Below are 18,406 nucleotides of genomic sequence, written 5' to 3'. Positions count from 1 at the left end.
AGAGACAATGACTTGAGATTTATTCATGATCATATTTTACCGATTGTTCTCAATGTGATAAAATCGCAATGAAGAGGTGAAATCGATGACAAGAAATAAAGAGTTCGATGAAAACGAAGTGCTTCTAAAGGCAATGCATTTATTTTGGGAAAAGGGTTATGAAAAGACCTCGCTTCAGGACCTTGTTACGCATATGGGAATACATCGCAGAAGCATGTATGCCACCTTTGGCGATAAACATAGCCTCTTTGTAAAGACGCTGGAACTATACGAGAAACAAAAGATAGCAACTATTCAGGCAGAAGTAGCAAGAGGTCGTTCGGCGAAACAAACCATACGCTTCCTCTTTGATTATCTGATTGAGGTGAATGACGGTCGGCCGTTAGGCTGCTTATTTGTAAATTCTGTGACCGAACTGGCTTTGAGGGATCCGGAAGTACGCGAAATAACAAACGAAGGTTTTTATAACTCGGAGAAAGTTCTGGTTGAGCTCATACAAAAAGGTCAGGAGTCGGGCGAGATTCCGATTGATAAGGATGCAAAAATACTTGCTGCTAGTTTGCAGACAACGCTGATCGGATTAAGAGTATTAGTTCGAACCTATGCGGATAAAAAGAAGCTGCATCAAATAGCCGATGCTTCCATATCGATGCTTGACGCTTGAAAAATGCTCGAAAATGATCGTTGACGCAGCTTCGGAACCGCAGTTAAAGCGGAGCTTTCTACATGTTTTGTGATACGAATAAATTTATCGTCAGCTCTTCCTCAAATCCATGTTTGCGGTAAATGGTCTGTCCCATCGAACTAGCCTGTAAAACGGCCAACGTTGCCCCCGCGGCCTGCATGTCGTGCAAAGCTTGACCTACGATCGCGCCGCCGATACCTCTTGCACGGAATTCCTTTAATGTCGCAACCATGTATAGGCCTGTCACTTCACCCGAGCGGAACGTCATAGCCGTTCCTGCGGGTTCATCATCCAAATAGGCCAGATAATACTGCATTCGTCCCTCCGGATCAAGTGCAAATGCTTGGGTAAAGCGTTTGGCCAATTCGTCCGGCAGACTGTATTCTGCCACGAACACCCGCTTGAACCTCTCAAATTCTTCATCGCTTTGAACGATTACGATTTTTAATCCCGAACCATTAGCTTGGTTAATTGCTTTCTCTTCAAGATTAACCGCCATGCCGGACATGGTACCGCCAAATAGGAATCCGTTAGCTTTCAGCGTTTCGTTAACGACTTCGTCCTGCGTATGGGAATAGGTATGCCAGACGCACGTTGCGCCACGTTCCCGATAGGAATCGATAATGGTTTGCATCTGCCTGATTGCATTGAGCTTATCGTAATCATGCGCATTATAATGAAACACGCGATTAAAAATCGTTAACGGTAATGCAGATTCCATTCTTGCGCAGTTATCGTCACGAGAAAAAGTCGTGTAGGGACTGTTGCCGCTCAAGCGTTCAAACGTTTGGATCATGTTTTCCAAGATGGCTTCCTTTTTATTTATCATCTTCCCTTTCCCTCCTTAAGCCAAAACGTTGGACATAGTAAGGTATGTGGAATGCCGCGGCGGAGCGCTATCCCACTCTCCTCTTTGTTGTCGATGTTTCACCCGCGCAGGAATGAGATCGATCATTCTCATAATAGGAGCTCTTTTTACGTTCTGTCAACGGGTCTGCAATTAAAGGCGGCATAGACGAAAAGAAACCACATGGAGTTGTTACACCCGCATGTGGCACATGTATTATTTTGCGTAATCACACTGAAGATAATTTAGATTGCAGCCTCAGTCAACATGAATTCGGAAGACGACGGGATACGGGCTGCGCACCTCTCTCGTTCGGATAACCAACGCCTCTTCGGTCCTTTCCCATACCGGCTTCTCCTCAAACCCTAACGCATCGATTCCGCGGATGAGGCCGTGAAAAAGGTGCGCCCGCTCCTTCAACGTTTTGATCTTCACGATCCCATCATCCGGATAAGAGAGAACATGCGCATACAAAACGCTCCCCTTCATCGTGAACCGGATGTCTTCGCCGGTGAACAGCTTGGCCTTTCCGTCCGTGAACTGTCCTTCCTCCACTACCGTAGGCCCTTCGCCGAACGTTCGCCAGAATGTCGTGCCGTAGATCGCCTCACCATTCGTCTTCAGCCAGCCGCCGATATCGAGAAGAATGCGCCGGTCGCCTTCCGGAATCGTACCGTCGGCTTTGGGGCCAACATTGAGCAGCAGGTTGCCGTTCTTGCTCACGACATCGACGAGATCCTGAATAATCTCTACCGAAGATTTGTAATCCATTCCCTCGACATGGCACCAAGAATTTCGCGCCGCAGCGGTGTCGGTCTGCCAATAGAACGGCTGCAGATCGGCGAACTGGCCTCGTTCGATATCAAGTACCGCGGAGCCGAACTTGAAAGCATCGTGCTTGTAATTGATAATGCCTTGATATCCCCATTCGGCTGCGCGATTGTAATAGTACGCGGCGAATTTCTTGAGATAAGGCTTAAAGGCTGCCGTATGAATCCACCAATCGAAATAAAAGATTCTAGGCTTGTAACGGTCGACCAGCTCGCAGCACCTAAGCAGCCAATCCTCCAAATATTCCTTGCTCGGCGGGGAACCGAACAAATCCTGATGATCCGGTTCCGGCATCGAAGGCCAGTAGAAATCGCCGCATGCAAGCGGTTCGCGGATATCCGACTCGAAGGCTTTGCCATGCGACATGAAGAACCAATGCTCTGCCCGGTGAGACGACACGGAAAACACTAACCCCCGTGCCTCAAAAGCCGATTTGAGCTCGGCCAGCACATCTCGCTCCGGTCCCATCTCGAATGCGTTGAATCTGGACACCTCGCTCTTGTACATCTGAAAGCCGTCATGATGTTCTGCAACCGGCATCACGTAGCGTGCTCCCGCTTGCTCGAACAATTCGGCCCACTCGTCCGCATGAAACTTCTCCGCCTTGAACATCGGGATAAAATCCTTGTAGCCGAATGTTTGATGGTCGCCGTACGTCGCGCGGTGATGATCAAATTCCCGCGTGCCTTGGATGTACATATTACGCGGGTACCACTCATTGGCGAAAGCCGGTACGGCGTAAACGCCCCAGTGGATGAAAATGCCGAATTTCGCGTCCTTGTACCATTCGGGAACACGGAAACCGCTGAGCGAATCCCAGTCGTCGCTGAAGCTTCCCGATGCGACCTCCTCGTCAATCCGTTTTAAATATTCATTTCTATCCATCCTTACACTCCTTCCGCGTGTGCTATAATCCAATCATAGCGAGCCGTTATAGCTCGGGATACGGGTAAATGCGACGTCCATTAGGACAAAGATGTCGCAATAGCGCAGCTAGGAGGACAGCGGATGGGGCATCCGATGATTCAATTAGATAATCTGGATCTTAAGATTATGCTTGGGAAGCTTGTGTTGAACGTACTCTATATAAAATCCGGGTTCTTCTACCATTCCATGCCCGAACATCGTCACAGCAACGGCAGTTATGAGCTCCATTACATTCCGTCCGGCCACGGACGCCTGGTTGCGGAAGGAAGAGAATTCCCGCTCTCGCCCGGCAGCTTGTACATGACCGGACCGGGTGTCAAGCACGAGCAGATTACGGATCCGTCAGACCCGATGTTCGAGTATTGCATTTTCTTCGAGGCGCTCCCGAGCGGCCGCCATCACCATGAACGGTTGCACGGAAGAAGCGGAGACGATTCCGAGGATGTCTGCGAAATCGCGCGATTATTCTTGAACACGCCATTCTGGATTGGACAGGATAACCAGCAATTGCAGCTTGTCTTCGAGAAGCTGGCTTGGGAAATAAACGCCCGCGCGATAGGTTACCGGCGCTGCATAACGATTCTACTAGAGCAGACGGTCTTCGGACTGGTTCGGAATTATACGAACAATCGGCCAACGCTGCAGACTGAACCCTTGAAGACGTTGGACGATAAACGAATGGTGTTGATCGAGAACAACCTCTTGTACAACTATAAGCATATCACGATAAAAACGCTTGCCGGTCAGCTCGGCCTTAGCATCAGGCAGACCGAACGTGCGGTTCGCAAGCAATACGGAATGTCCCTGCGGGATAAGCTGCAAGAAGCCCGGCTGCAGGAAGCAGCTCGCTTGCTTGATGCAACCTTGCTCACGATTGGGGCAATAGCCGAACAAGTGGGATACCATACTCCCGAGTCGTTTACTTCGCATTTTAAAAAATGGCACGGAGTAACACCAAGCGCTTATCGGGCACGGCTGGCAAGAACAAATCCCGTCTCTCCGGCAGAGGAAAATCGTTGAAAGAAAGACAGCTGCCGATCGCTTGTCGGCAGCTGTCTTGTTGTTTCAAGGTATGCAACTCTCCATTGTATAACTATAAAGTTACCGTTTTCGTTGCAACTTCCTCTTGAAACGTCCGGTCATGCTCAACAAATACCATGGTTGGCTGAAAGCTTTTAATAAGCTCTTCAATTTGCATTCGCGAATAAACATCAATAAAGTTTAGCGGTTCATCCCAAATATATAAATGAGCTTTCTCGCATAAACTTTTAGCGATAAGCAGCTTTTTCTTTTGCCCGCCAGAATAGTGGGATATATCTTTTTCGAATTGGACACGGTCAAAATCCATCTTTCGGAGAATGGATTTAAATTTCGGCTCATCAATCTGATGTTCTTCAATAAAATCAGACAGCGTCCCCTTTAAATGAGAGGTATCTTGCTGCACGTAAGAAATGACAAGACCGGTACCAAGGTTCAACGTACCTGTATGCCGGATTGGCATCCCTTGCATTAATTTTAGAATACTGCTTTTTCCGCTGCCATTCTTTCCTTCCAGCACGACTCGGTCTCCCGCTTCAACCTTAAAACTTATTGGTTTACTCACGAATTCACCAACATACCTAACGGACACGTCCGTTAACTGAAGGAGTTCCTTGGATTTGTATTCCAACGGCTCTAATTGCAAAGACTCCGTTTTTTCCACGTTTTTAAGCAGCGTTGACTTTTCTTCAATGGCTTTATTTTGCCTGGACTCCAGGTTTTTTGCGCGCTTCATCATTTTTGCGGCTTTATGTCCTACAAACCCCTTATCCAATTTAGAACCCGAATTCGTTGTGCCATTTTTAGTGGCTTCCACTTGATTCGACCAATTAGCGGAACGTTTCGAAGATTGTTGCAGCCTTCCAATATCCTTCTGCAAACGCTCATTCGTTTTTCCCTCATGCTCCTGCTGCCTGTCAAAATTCAGCTTCCAAGAGGAATAATTACCGCTTTGAACTTCTATATTCGCTCTGTTTATGGACAAGATATGGTCGACGCAGCCATCCAAAAAGTTCCTGTCATGCGAAATTAATATGAACCCTTTTTTGCTTTTTAAATATTTGGAAACCATCTTTCGAGCGTGGGTATCCAAATGATTGGTCGGCTCGTCAATCAATAAAAATTGCCCTTCGTTCAAGAAAAGCGCAGCCAGCAAAACCTTCGTTTGTTCCCCATTGGATAACGTTTCGAATGGCCTGTACATCACTTCGGCATCAACATCCAAATATGATATCTCCCGAAGAAACTCCCAATCCTCGGCTTGCGGACATATCTCTTCCAATATTTCATAGGTGAGCCTGCTTTTATCCTTAACCGGAAACGGAAAATAATTGAATTCCACCGAAGAGACAATATGACCGCTATATTCATATTTCCCTAATAACAGATTGAAAAAGGTTGTTTTGCCTCGACCGTTGCGGCCGATAAAACCAAGCTTCCAATCCGTGTCTATTTGAAAGCTAACCTCTTCAAAAATAGGGTCAAAGCTGCTGGGATATGAAAATGTCAGGTTCTGTACATGAATCATTGACATGGTAAGTTCCTCCTTTTTATAAACACGTTGCTTCTTTATAAAAAGTCGGCGCATATCCGTCTATTCTCATTTGCTCCGTATAAGTTTAATGGATACGATCCGACCTATACGGAGTAAATCATGCGTAACAACCGTGTCTGTACTCATATTCATCCTCCTTTGTTTCTTGCGTAAAAATAAAGAGCCGCAAGAAAGTTACCTTTCTTGCAGCTCAAATTAACGGAAACAAAATCCGCCCCGTTTCACGGGATCGATCCTATCATTTGAGTGAAAAGAAGTAAGTCGCTTTCTTGCTTAACTAGAATAAAACAACTGAAGTTATGTTTTATTATTCGTTTCATAGCAAGAAATATTACATTATCCTTTTCAACTCCCCTTGATTGTTAGACACAATTCTAGCATACCAAGTTTCGCAGTTCAACTCGGCGGCATACAGGCATTATGATAATGCTCTCTTATAATCCTGTGTCGAGTCGATTGGATTCGGAAGATAACCCTTTCGATTACCGGCCCGTTATAAGGAGTGTCCGCTGACGGTAACTTCCGTTACGGAAACGGACTTAACCATAGTACTTGGCCGGCGGAATCAACGATATGAAATTTCCCGCCCCCTATTCTTCCATTCTTCGTAAATCGAAGCCCCAGGCGATGAAGCGACTCTTGGTAAATCCCGGGTTCCATTCGCGTCAATCTGCAGGCGGAGCCGTTTTATTCCCGGTAAGCGCATTCATACCTGCCGACAGAACCTCCAGGATTCGGTCCACGTCATATACGCAGCCCTTCCAGGTGCCTCCGCTTACAGCCTGAAGCGCAGCCCACAACCGGGTATCGTCCGGCAGCGCAGGATCTTCAGCCAATTCGGGATGCTGCGGCCTGGAGGCCAGTATCAGGGTTCCTGCCTGTTCGTTCTCCGGCGCGTCGCCGCAGCCGACCATATGGATGGTGCCGTCCAACCGGCGCGTATCGATCCGGATGTCGATCCAGTCTCCGGTGCGCAGCCGGCCAACCGGTCCTCCGGCCAAAGCCTCCGGTCCGATATGACCGATACAGGCACCGGTGGATACACCGGAGAATCTGGCATCGGTCAGCAGGGTTACCTGCTTGCCGTAAGGCAGATGCTTCAGCGCCGAAGTAAGCTGATAGGTTTCTTCCATGCCCGTACCGGACGGCCCGCGGCCGATCAGCACCAACACGTCGCCAGCCACGATCCCGCCCATCTTGATGGCACGAATGGCCGAGCGCTCGGTCGTAAACACTTTGGCTCTCCCGACATGCCGGAAAATACCGTTCTCGCCGATAACGGAAGGGTCAATGGCCGTCGATTTGATGACCGCCCCTTCAGGTGCCAGATTGCCGGTCGGGAACGTCACCGTTGAGGTAAGTCCCGCCTTTTTGGCTAGCTCGGGGCTGTATATGACACTGTCCGGATCGATCCCATCCTGCTCCAGCAAATAGCTGCGCATCCGACGGCGGCGCTCCGAGCCTTCCCACCAATCAAGCACCTCGCCTAGCGTTGATCCCGTCACGGTCAGTACCCGATCATCAATGACGCCGAGCCGCCTCAGATGCAGCATGACTTCCGGAACGCCGCCTGCCAGAAACACGCGGACGGTCGGATGGGGGATCGGCCCGTTAGGCAAGACGCTAACAAGCCGCGGAACGCTGCGGTTGATCGCGGTCCAGTCGTTTGCGTCCGGAACCGACAAGCCCGCGGCATGCGCGATTGCCGGGATATGGAGCAGCAGATTGGTGGAGCCGCCGAATGCGGCGTGGACGGCCATCGCGTTCCGGATAGAGGCATCGGTCAGTATATGGGCCGACGCGATGCCCTGCTCCGCCATGACCGCCGCGGCGCGCGCGGATTGGCGCGCCATCTCTTCCCAGACGGGTTGGCCGGAAGGAGCGAGCGCCGCATGGGGTACCGTCAAGCCCAGCGCCTCGGCCACGACCTGCGCCGTTCCCGCGGTGCCAAGGAATTGGCAGCCACCTCCCGGCGTAGCACAAGCGCGGCAGCCGAGGTCCGCCGCTTCCTCCAGGCTGAGCTCCCCATGGGCATACCTGGCGCCGATTGTCTGAATCTTGCCCGCATCCTCACCGGATGTCGGCGGCAGCGTTACGCCGCCGGGCACGATAATAACGGGGAGATCGCGCATGCTGGCTAGCGCCTGCATCATGGCCGGCAGCCCCTTGTCGCAGGTAGCCACCCCCATAACGGCGGAACGGGTAGGCAGCGAGCGCACCAGCCTCCGAATCACAATCGCCGCATCGTTACGGTAAGGCAGCGAGTCAAACATCCCCGTTGTGCCCTGGCTGCGCCCGTCGCAAGGATCGCTGACATAGCCCGCGAACGGGATGTGACCCGCACGGGTCAGCTCGTCGGCAGCTGCCTTCATAAGCATCCCGATTTCCCAATGCCCGGTATGATAGCCCAGCGCTGCGGGACTTCCATCCTCGTTCCGGATGCCGCCCATCGTCCCCATGATCAGCACCTGCTTCCCGCCGAGATGGCTGGGGCTCCAGCCCATACCGACATTTTGCGTCAGCCCGAAGAGATCTCCGCTTGGCGCATGAAGCAAAAGGTCGGGCGTCAGCGGGAGCTTGCCCGCCGGCCCAGGCGCATGTGTCTTGATGGAGAAGAAGGCGCCTTCATCCCCGCCTAATACGGTTCGTAACTGCTCATTCATCCCGAATTGCCCCTCTCAAAGGCCTATGGCTTAATGAATACGGTCTTGATGGAGGTGAAGAATTCAATCGCGGCCTGCCCCTGCTCCCGCGAATGCGAACTGGACTGCTTCATCCCGCCGAACGGAGCCTGAAGCTCCACGCCTGCCGTTTCGGCATTGACCCGGACCAGACCGGCCTCCATATCCTGAACGAACGTCAATATATTGCCGATATTGCGTGTATAAATAGAAGCGCTGAGACCGAAATCGGTATTGTTGGCGACACGAATCGCTTCGTCCAAGCTTTCCACCCGAATGAGCGACAACACGGGACCGAAGATCTCTTCCTGAGCGATGGCCATATCCGGCTTCACGTCGTCGAATACGGCGGGAGTCACATAGAAGCCGTCCGCCAGCTCCGGCTGGCTCGGCCGTTCGCCTCCTACCAGAAGTCTCGCCCCTTCCTCTTTACCCTTGCCGATATAGGACATGACCGTTTCGAACTGACTTTCGTTCGCGCATGGGCCGAGCCAGATGCCTTCCTGAAGTCCGTCGCCGACCCGGAGCTCCGCTACTTTGGCCACTAACTTCTCCCTGAAAACTTCATAAACATCGCTTACGACGATAACTCGGCTGGTCGCCGTGCACTTCTGGCCCGTAGAGCGCAGCCCTCCGCTGATCGTGGCTTCTACGGCCAGCTCCAGGTCGGCATCAGCCGCCACGATGACCGGATTCTTCCCGCCCATCTCAAGCTGGTATTTCGCCCCTCGCGCGAGCGCAGCCTGCCCGACCCGCTTGCCGACCTCGTTGGAGCCGGTAAACGTCACGCCGTGAACGCCGTTGTGCGACGCAATGCCGCTGCCGACAACGCTGCCGCTGCCGACAATCATGTTCACCGCGCCTGCCGGGAACCCTGCATCATGGAAGCATTGCATAACAAGAGAAGCCGTGACAGCGGTTTCGGTAGCCGGCTTCCAAATGACCGTGTTGCCGTAAATCAGCGCGGGAGCCATTTTCCAGACGGGAATGGCAACCGGAAAGTTCCAAGGCGAGATGACGCCAACAACGCCAAGCGGAACGCGTGTCGTAAACATGAGCGCCTCGGCATCGGTGGAAGGGATAACGTCCCCGATCTTGCGCATGCCTTCGCCTGCGTAATAGCGCAGAATCGCGGCGCCGCGCACCGTCTCGCCCTTAGCTTCCGGCAGCGTCTTTCCCATCTCCCGCGTCATCATTCTTCCGATCTCTTCCTGCCTGGCCTCGAGCAGGTCCGCCGCCTTGAACAGCAGGGCTCCCCGCTGAGCGCCGGTCAGCTTTCGCCAGAAAGCCCGTGCCCCTTCAGCGGCGGCTACGGCATTATCCAGATCGGCCGCATTAGAATCGGGTACTTGGCCGATCACTTCCCGTTTTTTTGCCGGATTGATGCTTGGTATCTGCTTGCCCGACAGCGGGGACGTCCACGCTCCGTTAATATAATTGTCAATTATTCTGGTTACTTCACTCATGTACACTCGTCCTCTCCTACTTGGTCTGATAAAACTGCTGCGTCAGCTCATGCTTATAGACAGCCGTATTGGCCAGGATGCCGATACCTTCGATTTCGATCTCAATCCGGTCGCCCGAATCGAGTGTAAACTGATTAGGCGGTACCAGGCAGGTGCCGGTAAGCAGTACCGTTCCGTCGTAGAGCTCGTTATCCCGTTTCAGGAACGATACCAATTCCTCCAGCCGGCGCTTCAGCAGACTCGTACTTGCCTGCTCGTCGACCAGCTTTTCACCGTTACGGTAAATTCGGCATATGATCTGCAGCCCATAGGGATCCGCAACGGTTTCGGCCAGACGGACGGTCGGCCCAATCGAGCAGGAACGGCTCCATACCTTGGCCTGCGGCAAGTACAACGGATTCTCTCCCTCAATGTCCCGACAGCTCATGTCGTTGCCGGCCGTATAACCGATGATGTTCCCTTCGCGGTCCAGCACGAGACCCAGTTCGGCTTCAGGGACTTGCCAATTCGAGTCGCTGCGGAGACATACTTGCTGCTTCGGTCCAACGGTGCGTGCAAGGGTCGATTTCAGGAACAGCTCCGGCCGCTCTGCGTCATACACCTTGTCGTAGAACGTAGTGGCATCCAGCTTTCCCCCTGTCGCCTCATAATTCCGCGCTTCCTTGCTTCGCAAATAAGTAACGCCAGCCGCCCATACTTCCGGCGCTTCGATCGGCGTCAGCAGTTCGAGCTCATCCAGCGAGAAAGCGATAGGCGCCTTCCCGGCGATCAAACCGGATATATGCTCGGAAGGATAAAGTCCTTTAGCTCTCGCCTCGGCCACCAACTCCATCAGGTTCGATGCTTCCAATTGATAGACGGACCCTTCCTCCGTCAAAGCGCCTAATCGCGAAAACGATGATTCCAGGTAACGAACGATACGCATACGTTCAACTCCATTTTAGTTTTATATTATAAAACTAAGTTCTCATATTTCGACAATAAATTGTACATGCCGAATGGCATGTACGTGAGAACTCAGTCTTACAATCGGCCAAGTCCCCTTGAAATGTTATCCGCCGTCCGCGCAACCAGCTCGGAGAACGCTGCGAACTCCTCGTCGTTTACAGTGGACACCATGGTGGAGATGCTAACGGCGGCGGATACTTGACCGCTGTGGTCGTACACCGGCGCGGCCGTGCAGCGCACCCCCGGTTCATTCTCCTCACGGTCGTATCCAACTCCCTTTGCCCTCACGCGCTCAAGCTCGGCACGCAAATCGGCTTCGTTCGTAATGGTATGGGGCGTCTGAACATGGTAATCATAGGTTGCAAGGATACGGTTGAGTTCCGCAACAGGCATAAAGGCGGCAAGTACTTTGCCGACCGCACTGCTGTGCAGCGGGACGCGCTTGCCGATTCGGGAATATCGGATGGCCGCTTTCGCGCCTTCGACCTTATCGATATATACGCCTTCCGAGCCGTCCAATACGACTAGATGCGCCGTCTGCCCCGTCTCTTGCGACAGCTGCTGCAGATGGGGACGTGCAATCTCCCGGATGTCGAAGCCCTGAAGCAGCAGTTGTCCCTTTTCGAGCAGGCGGATGCCCAAGCGATATTTGCCCGACTCTGCGTCCTGCTCGATATACCGGTGCATTTGAAGCGTCTTGAGCAGCGAATGAACGGTGCTCTTGTGAAGCTGCATCCGGGCGCTGATCTCGGTGATTTTCAGCTCTCTGTTCCGCTCGTCGAACAGGTCCAGGATGGACAATGCCCGATCGAGCGATTGAATAATCGGCATGTGTTCGGTCTTCCTTCAAGTTTTATATTATAGAACGCTATTCTATAGTATCAATTTTACCTATTTTTTCTTCCTTTTGTCTACTATTTTGTTTGCCGGTTTCGCCATTTAGATGATTTTTCAAATTTGAGATTTTCTGCAACAGCTTTAGTTTACTCACTCCATTCCCCCGCACCTTATGCGACTTCACTAGAGCTGCCATCCCTTGTTTTCGAAATTATTCAATTAATTGATGTTGCCTGTCAGATTATAGATCTTTCACCTTAGCGATTATAGAGCTTTATTGAAAGTGATTGAAGTCATTTAAATCTAAACCTATCATGAAAGAAATAAAAAAACCGGTCTCAACAAACCGGCTGCCCGTGCATTATTAAGCCCAGGGTATATTCTGTTCTGCTAATAATAGTTTGATCGCTCTTGAAGCAACAATGAATAATTCCGGCTTGCTAAGCCCTTCCAGTCTCCCAGTGGCCTGCAGATGTGGTTCCAGCGACATATATCCGCAATATCCTTTTTGCTTCAATACTTGTAAAAGCTGCTTCAATTGTCCGTCTCCTTCACCGGATGGAACAACTGAACCTGTCTCCATGACAGCGTCTTTAATATGAATATAGGAGATATATTCATCCAACAAAGGATAGGCTTCAGTTACTGGACTCACCTTACATTGCACGAAATTTGCCGGATCAAAGGCAGCGCGTAAATAAGGCGATGATATGGCTTGTAACAAATCCCGGCACCGTTTGCCGTTGTCCCCGTAAATATGGCTTTCATTTTCGTGTAGTAAAACGATACCTGCTCTCTCCGCCAATTGCACAAGACTTTGCATGCGCGAGAGAACTTCCGAACGGTAGCGATCATGTTCGCCGTCAGGAATATAAAAAGAAAAAATACGGACATATGAAACCTGAAAAAACGATGCAAGCCATATTGCCTTCCTGGCCTCTTCGAAATGCAGATCAAAATTGTCGGTTATTTTAATTTTACCTAGTGGAGAGCCTATGGAAGATACCTGAAATCCCCTGTCCTCTAATATTCCTTTTACTTTTACGGCTTCATCATCAGTGAGCTGTAATACATTTTTCCCCCAAACGCTTCTCAGCTCTAGATGATGGATTTGTTCCGATTCGAGGACATCCAGCTGAATATCCAATTCCGATGAGATTTCATCAGCAAAGCCGGTTAATGTAATCATAACGATCTCCCTTTGCATGTAATCTATATATGCTGATGCTGTATAGGAGGCGAACCATCTTGGAGCTTGAACACCATCCCTACCTTATTCCCAATATCTTTTTGTTTGTTGATCGAAGATGTTATCCTAATTGGACCATACAGAAAGCTAGAATCAGCTTTCATGATCTCACCTTTGTTATCGAAGGAAAGGCGAATTACTATATTGACGGCAAGAAATTCACCGCTGAAGCAGGAGATCTCGTCTATGTTCCCAGCGGCAGTGTGCGGGAAGCTCATACCTTTAAAGATTCTCCTATGCATTCCTATCCTTTTAACTTCTACTGGGCAGATCCTCATAATCATATTCAAATGCCCTTTCAGGGGTTGACGAAAAAGGTTATCACGAAAGAGATCCTAAGCTATCTGCGTGAATTTAACCATGTGTGGATGAGCAAGCAGCCTTATTACCATATTCAGGCACGGGCACTATTCGAATTGATCATCCACCGTCTGTTAACCAGCTTTCACCGAAATTTATCAACCTCTATTGATCCCCGAATAAAGAAGCTTATAGAATATTTAACAGAACATTACTCGGATCATATGGCTATTAACGAGATAGCAGAAGGCTTGAGACTGCATCCTGTTTACTTCGGAAAGCTATTCAAGCAGAATACCGGAATGTCTTTCAAAGAATATGTCAACCGCATCCGGTTGAATAACGCAGAAATGATGCTTTCTTCCGGTGATTTCACCGTTAAGGAAGCCGCAGAGCGCTGCGGAATCCAAGATATCTATTATTTCAGCAAAGTATTTAAAGAGATAAAGGGATATCCTCCATCTGCCGCCAAAATAAAATGATCTTCGTGTTACAACGGAAAAGCAAATGAAAGACAGAGGTCCCCATTGCTGCTGCAGTGGGGACCTGCCCTTATCGTTCAAAGAGCTGTTACTTCTTCCAGACTTCGTCAATAGACGACTGGAATTGCTCTTTGTATTTGTCAATTACTGTGGATACCGATACACCTTCCAGAATTTCGCCGACCATTTCATAGTAAGGCATATTCGGATAACCATCCTTTCCGTCAACTCTATTAATCGTTTCTCCTGCTGTCTTGGCGTTATTGATATCATCCTCATTGCTAAATAACGTTTCCAGCGAGGCTTGCTTCGGATAATCGTAAATCGAATCGATATCATTGATTTTCTCATAGATATAGACCAACTGCTCGGGATGCTCGATTACCTTCGGAATGGTCATGTAGTTCGGAATCGTCAAATGCGAACGATATTCCACCGCGCTAGGTCCTTTAGGAAATGGCAGGAATCCGATATCCATATCCGGCATATCCTTCTTGAAGCCATCCATCTCATAATCGCTTCCCGCGTACATCAACGTGTTGCCTTGACGGAAAAACTGCCCAGGTTCCGTCCAGTCTCCGCCTTCTGTAGGCCTAGCGACGTTTTCCGTGGCAAGCTTGGAGACGAACTCCAGGGTTTCCTTTGTTTTCGGATCCTCCAAATTCTGTTTATCAGCTGCGACCAGATTGGCGTCATTGGAAGCCAGCGCCTGCACCAGAATATTGGCTGTAGCAACACCCCATGTATCCAGCTTACCGTTATTGTCCGTATCTTTGTTAGCTTCTTTGGCAACCTGGATGAAAGTATCCCAGTTCCAGTTATCATCGTTCACATAATCCTGCAGTGGCTTCATGCCTAATTTATTCATCAGAGTACGGTTATAGAAAATACCTGACGATGCGCCGTTAATTCCGGAGCGGAATCCGTAACCTCTGCCCGCATACTCCGAATAATCGTTTGTATATTGCTGAATAAATACCTTGTTATTCTTCGTATATTCATCTACGGGAGCGAACAGCTCCTGCTTAACAAGCGATGGAATCATCCACGGTCTTGCCATCCGGATGATGTCGCCGATCGGTGCTCCTGCAAGCAGCGAGGCTGTAACCTTACTGGAATATTCCGCATAGTCAACCGTGACATATTCGATCTTGAAATTATGTTTTTTCATTAATTCATCCAGATTCTGCTTTCGCTTGATATTATCCGGATTATCTTCCTTGATGGATTCGTCATACCAGGAGACCCATTTAATCGTTCGGCCGCCCATATCGAAATCCATTTCAGGTGTTCCGGTATCATTCTCAACTGCAGCAGGAGTTGCATCATTGGCTTCCGATTCCGAAGAAATAGGCGTACTGTCGACTCCCGCGTTGTTGTTCTTGTTACTGCCGCCGTTGCTGCTGCATCCAGCAGCCAATAGCAGAATAAGTATCAACGACATAAGCAGCGACTTCCTTTTCCACATCTAATATCCCCCCTTTGATTTGGCTGTCTCTTCTGAAGTACAGCGCTTACAATAAGAAATGTTATCTGCTTTCCGGCAAACAAACCATGGAGAATCTAAACTTGATTTGTAAGTTTCAAACATTAATTCTATAAAGAAAGAAAGAAAGAAAGTTAAGACATACATTTTCAAATCGCGAGCTGGAAGTCATGAACAAGATCGCAAACGAGATCGTATATACCAATTAGTTGATACTATGAAAATCAGTCACAAGCGATTGCAAAGTTAGAAAGAAAAGGGATTATTCCGATCAATGGGGTAATTAACAAAGGGTCTAATATTAAAAATCTACATTAGCATAAGAAAAGAGCACTGCATGAACGCAATGCTCTTTTCTGACATTATCAACTACTTGGCATAGTACCACTTAATTTAAGAATACCCTATTACTTCTTCGCCTTATAAAACTCAAAACTTTCGATCGCTTTGATCAGGCCAATCGTTCCTATAGAGATTAGATCCTCGAGATCCTCTCCCGTATCATTCTACTTCCCGCCTGCATCAAGATACGCTTGTACCTGTTTTGCAACCTCTGCACGTATCTTATCAAGACCTAAACCCTTTAGCTCGCCGTTCAATTTGACGGCAGCTGTTTCCCAATCCTTTACTTGTCCAGCCTTCAATGTTTGAATAAATGGATCCGCCTTTGATTGAATATTAGCGAACTCGCCTTTTACATTCGTTGTGTCAAAAGCGAACTGTGCAAGCACGGGAGCATAGTAGCTGTCTTCTTTGGCCGAGTATTCGAAGTACTTTTTAGCCGACTCATCCAAATCTTCAGGCAAGCGGATCATTGTTGGATTCCATGTAAATTCATAACCGGGGAAAATATAGTTTTTGGACTCGTCTAAAAGCTTCATTTGGTTGTCGCCTACAGCTTCCCAATGCTTACCTTGAATTCCGTATTCGAACAGATCATGGTTCTCGCGGCTTTGGAACATCCAGTCGAAGAATTTCATCGTCCGGTCAATATTCTTGGAGGATACGGGAATCGCAATAGAGTTATTGGCTTTGTAGCTGGTCGAGATCGCCTTCGGCTCCATATTGCGAATCTTTTCCTTTAAGACAAAAAATTCGAGATCTGCGCCGGCTATGGTCTCCTGCAGAAGCTTGCGGTCCGCAGCATAAGAAGAGACTGTACCGTAATAAGAAGCGGCTTTGCCAGACATAAAGTAAGCTTTGTGATCCTTTTGGCTCAGTACATCCTTCTCAAGGTACTTACTCCACTCTGCCCATTTGTCATATTGACTGAATGTCGACTTCATCGTATTTAAAGGGGCCGGCAGCTTCGCCCATTCCGTATCCGGATCACCCAAAACAACAACATCCAGAACTTTAGTCAGATCGTCGCTTAAATGAACGAAGTAAGGTATTCCCCCTAGATTTAATGGGCGGACGGTATCTAGCTCGTCTCTTTCTGGAGCCAGCATTTCCTGGAACCCGCCGATCCCTCTTACCGCAAGTGGAGTAATGCCTTTCTCCGATGCCAGCACTTTCTCATAGTACTGCTGAAGCTCATCGTAGCTGGAAATCGGCTGGCTGAATCCAAGTTTTTCTCGCAAATCCTTACGGATATAAACAACTGGGATGTCATAGAAGTATTGCGTGAACGGTATTGTATACAGATGATTGTCGTATCGCTTATTCATCTCGATAAACGCTGGCGAGAAAGCTTGTTTTAACCCGGGATATTCGTCATTATTAAAATATTTATCCAGTTGGGCATAAGCCCCCTGAGGAATAAGCTCTTTCAAGTTTTGAAAATCCGCATCAAATACGAAGTCCACCTCTTCGCCGGCTGTCATCATTAGCTTAACCTTTTGCTTATGATCGGCAGGCGCATTCCATTGAATATCGATCTTCGTATTCAGCGTATCCTTCGTACGATTCTCAAATTCCTTCAGTACAAGAGGCAGATCTTTCGGCGCGTCGCCAAACAGCATCCCTTTCAGAGTAACGGCTTTAGGCGGGGCCGATGCCGTTACCCCGGAGTTTTCGGGAGCAGCCGGTGTACTAACCTCATTGTCCTTATTGCTGCAAGCGGCCACGGAGCCGGCAAGTGCAACAGATAATACAACAGTTGTCAAATGTTTAGCTTTCATATGGAACGTTCATCCCCTTTTCTTTGCTTGAAATTGCAACTATACTAAACCGCTTGGAAGCGGAATTAGCCTTTGACAGCGCCTACCATAAGTCCTTTGACAAAATACTTTTGTAGCATCGGATAGAGTAAGACGATAGGTCCGATTGTAACGACCGTCGTAGCCAGCCGGACTGTCAACGCAGGCGGAATAAAGTTCGGAATGCTAACATCCGCCGATATTTGATTGATGTAGTCCAGATTGTTCATAATGCGCTGAATCAGGTACTGCAGCGGGTATAGATCTTTGTCGTTAATGTAGAGAACCGCGTCGAACCACTTGTTCCAATAGCTCAGAGCATAGAATAGCCCTATCGTAGCAAGTGCCGGGAGCGAGATCGGGAGAATAATCCGGAACAGGATGTAGATGTCGTTGGCTCCGTCCATTTTGGCTGACTCTGCTATTGAATCATCAATGGAAGCAAAGAAGTTGCGGAGCAAGAACATATTCCATGCGCTAAGCATGCTCGGGATAATAAGCACCCAGACCGTATCCTTCATGTCCAAGTACTTTGAGATCAATAAATACGTAGCGACCAAACCGCCGTGAAACAGCATCGTAAAATAAACATAAAAGGAGATGTGATTACGGTACTTGACAGACTTCACAGATAATGAGTAAGCCATGGCACTTGTAAAAGTCATGGAAAGGATCGTGCCAATCAGCGTAACAAGGGTCGTAACCCCATAAGCCTGGTAGATCGTATTGTTGCTGAAGATCAGCTTGTAAGCTTCGGTACTGAAGTCCTTCGGCCAAAAAGTATATCCATCTTTTAACAGGGATGCTTCACTTGCGAATGAGCTGGCCACGACCGACCAGAATGGCAATAGACAATAGACAGAGAACAGTCCGATAGCCGCATAAAAAAAGCCTTTAAGCAGGCGGTCGGATAAGCTTTCCTTGATCATGAAC

General features: G+C 49.0%; 14 protein-coding genes. 3 read left to right on the top strand and 11 right to left on the bottom strand.

Annotated elements, in window-relative coordinates:
- The first annotated feature begins 85 nt into the window (after positions 1–85).
- A complete protein-coding gene (locus tag FHT67_RS07275; RefSeq protein ID WP_132307090.1) occupies positions 86–664 on the top strand; it encodes a TetR/AcrR family transcriptional regulator in 579 nt (192 codons plus the stop codon).
- A 58-nt stretch (positions 665–722) separates the two neighbouring features.
- Here the strand turns inward: FHT67_RS07275 and FHT67_RS07270 are convergent, their stop codons facing one another.
- A complete protein-coding gene (locus FHT67_RS07270) occupies positions 723–1,514 on the bottom strand; it encodes a GNAT family N-acetyltransferase (protein WP_167196961.1) in 792 nt (263 codons plus the stop codon).
- 276 nt (positions 1,515–1,790) lie between these two features.
- Positions 1,791–3,248 carry an alpha-L-fucosidase gene (locus FHT67_RS07265; RefSeq protein WP_167196958.1) on the bottom strand — a complete coding sequence of 486 codons (1,458 nt, stop codon included), beginning with the start codon at positions 3,246–3,248 and terminating at the stop codon, positions 1,791–1,793.
- Between the two features lie 123 nt (positions 3,249–3,371).
- On the opposite strand from FHT67_RS07265, the gene FHT67_RS07260 reads away from it, so the two are divergent.
- Complete coding sequence (locus FHT67_RS07260) at positions 3,372–4,310, top strand: helix-turn-helix transcriptional regulator (RefSeq protein WP_167196955.1); 939 nt, start codon at positions 3,372–3,374, stop codon at positions 4,308–4,310.
- Between the two features lie 73 nt (positions 4,311–4,383).
- Here the strand turns inward: FHT67_RS07260 and FHT67_RS07255 are convergent, their stop codons facing one another.
- The 6 genes from FHT67_RS07255 to FHT67_RS07230 all read right to left on the bottom strand — a co-directional run bounded on the left by FHT67_RS07255 (position 4,384) and on the right by FHT67_RS07230 (position 13,004).
- The gene (locus FHT67_RS07255; RefSeq protein WP_167196952.1) at positions 4,384–5,862 is read right to left on the bottom strand and encodes an Lsa family ABC-F type ribosomal protection protein; all 1,479 of its coding nucleotides are present in this window, start codon (positions 5,860–5,862) and stop codon (positions 4,384–4,386) included.
- Between the two features lie 686 nt (positions 5,863–6,548).
- Positions 6,549–8,546, bottom strand: a complete 1,998-nt coding sequence (locus FHT67_RS07250) for a YjhG/YagF family D-xylonate dehydratase (RefSeq protein WP_167196949.1) — start codon at positions 8,544–8,546, stop codon at positions 6,549–6,551.
- Between the two features lie 23 nt (positions 8,547–8,569).
- Positions 8,570–10,030, bottom strand: a complete 1,461-nt coding sequence (gucD, locus tag FHT67_RS07245) for an alpha-ketoglutaric semialdehyde dehydrogenase GucD (protein ID WP_167196946.1) — start codon at positions 10,028–10,030, stop codon at positions 8,570–8,572.
- A gap of 16 nt (positions 10,031–10,046) precedes the next feature.
- The gene (locus FHT67_RS07240) at positions 10,047–10,955 is read right to left on the bottom strand and encodes a fumarylacetoacetate hydrolase family protein (RefSeq protein ID WP_167196943.1); all 909 of its coding nucleotides are present in this window, start codon (positions 10,953–10,955) and stop codon (positions 10,047–10,049) included.
- A 98-nt stretch (positions 10,956–11,053) separates the two neighbouring features.
- Complete coding sequence (locus FHT67_RS07235) at positions 11,054–11,809, bottom strand: IclR family transcriptional regulator (protein ID WP_167196940.1); 756 nt, start codon at positions 11,807–11,809, stop codon at positions 11,054–11,056.
- A 370-nt stretch (positions 11,810–12,179) separates the two neighbouring features.
- Positions 12,180–13,004, bottom strand: coding sequence for a sugar phosphate isomerase/epimerase family protein (locus FHT67_RS07230; protein WP_167196937.1), 825 nt, complete (start codon positions 13,002–13,004; stop codon positions 12,180–12,182).
- Between the two features lie 59 nt (positions 13,005–13,063).
- Between FHT67_RS07230 and FHT67_RS07225 the strand changes: the two genes are divergently transcribed.
- Positions 13,064–13,846: an AraC family transcriptional regulator gene (locus tag FHT67_RS07225; RefSeq protein ID WP_208403180.1), complete on the top strand. Its 783-nt coding sequence runs from the start codon at positions 13,064–13,066 to the stop codon at positions 13,844–13,846.
- Positions 13,847–13,934: 88 nt separating this feature from the next.
- On the opposite strand, the gene FHT67_RS07220 is transcribed toward FHT67_RS07225, so the two are convergent.
- From FHT67_RS07220 to FHT67_RS07205, 3 genes are all read right to left on the bottom strand, one after another.
- Positions 13,935–15,314, bottom strand: coding sequence for an ABC transporter substrate-binding protein (locus FHT67_RS07220; protein ID WP_167196934.1), 1,380 nt, complete (start codon positions 15,312–15,314; stop codon positions 13,935–13,937).
- Positions 15,315–15,838: 524 nt separating this feature from the next.
- Entirely contained in the window at positions 15,839–17,455 is a 1,617-nt protein-coding gene (locus tag FHT67_RS07210) for an ABC transporter substrate-binding protein (protein WP_132307112.1), read from the bottom strand.
- 65 nt (positions 17,456–17,520) lie between these two features.
- Positions 17,521–18,402 (bottom strand): carbohydrate ABC transporter permease, encoded by an 882-nt coding sequence (locus tag FHT67_RS07205; RefSeq protein ID WP_167196931.1) that lies wholly within the window; start codon positions 18,400–18,402, stop codon positions 17,521–17,523.
- Positions 18,403–18,406 lie beyond the last annotated feature (4 nt).

The organism is Paenibacillus sp. BK720 (genome assembly GCF_011761545.1).
Classification (GTDB): Bacteria; Bacillota; Bacilli; order Paenibacillales; family Paenibacillaceae; genus Pristimantibacillus.
This window is presented reverse-complemented; position numbering and strand designations above follow the sequence as displayed.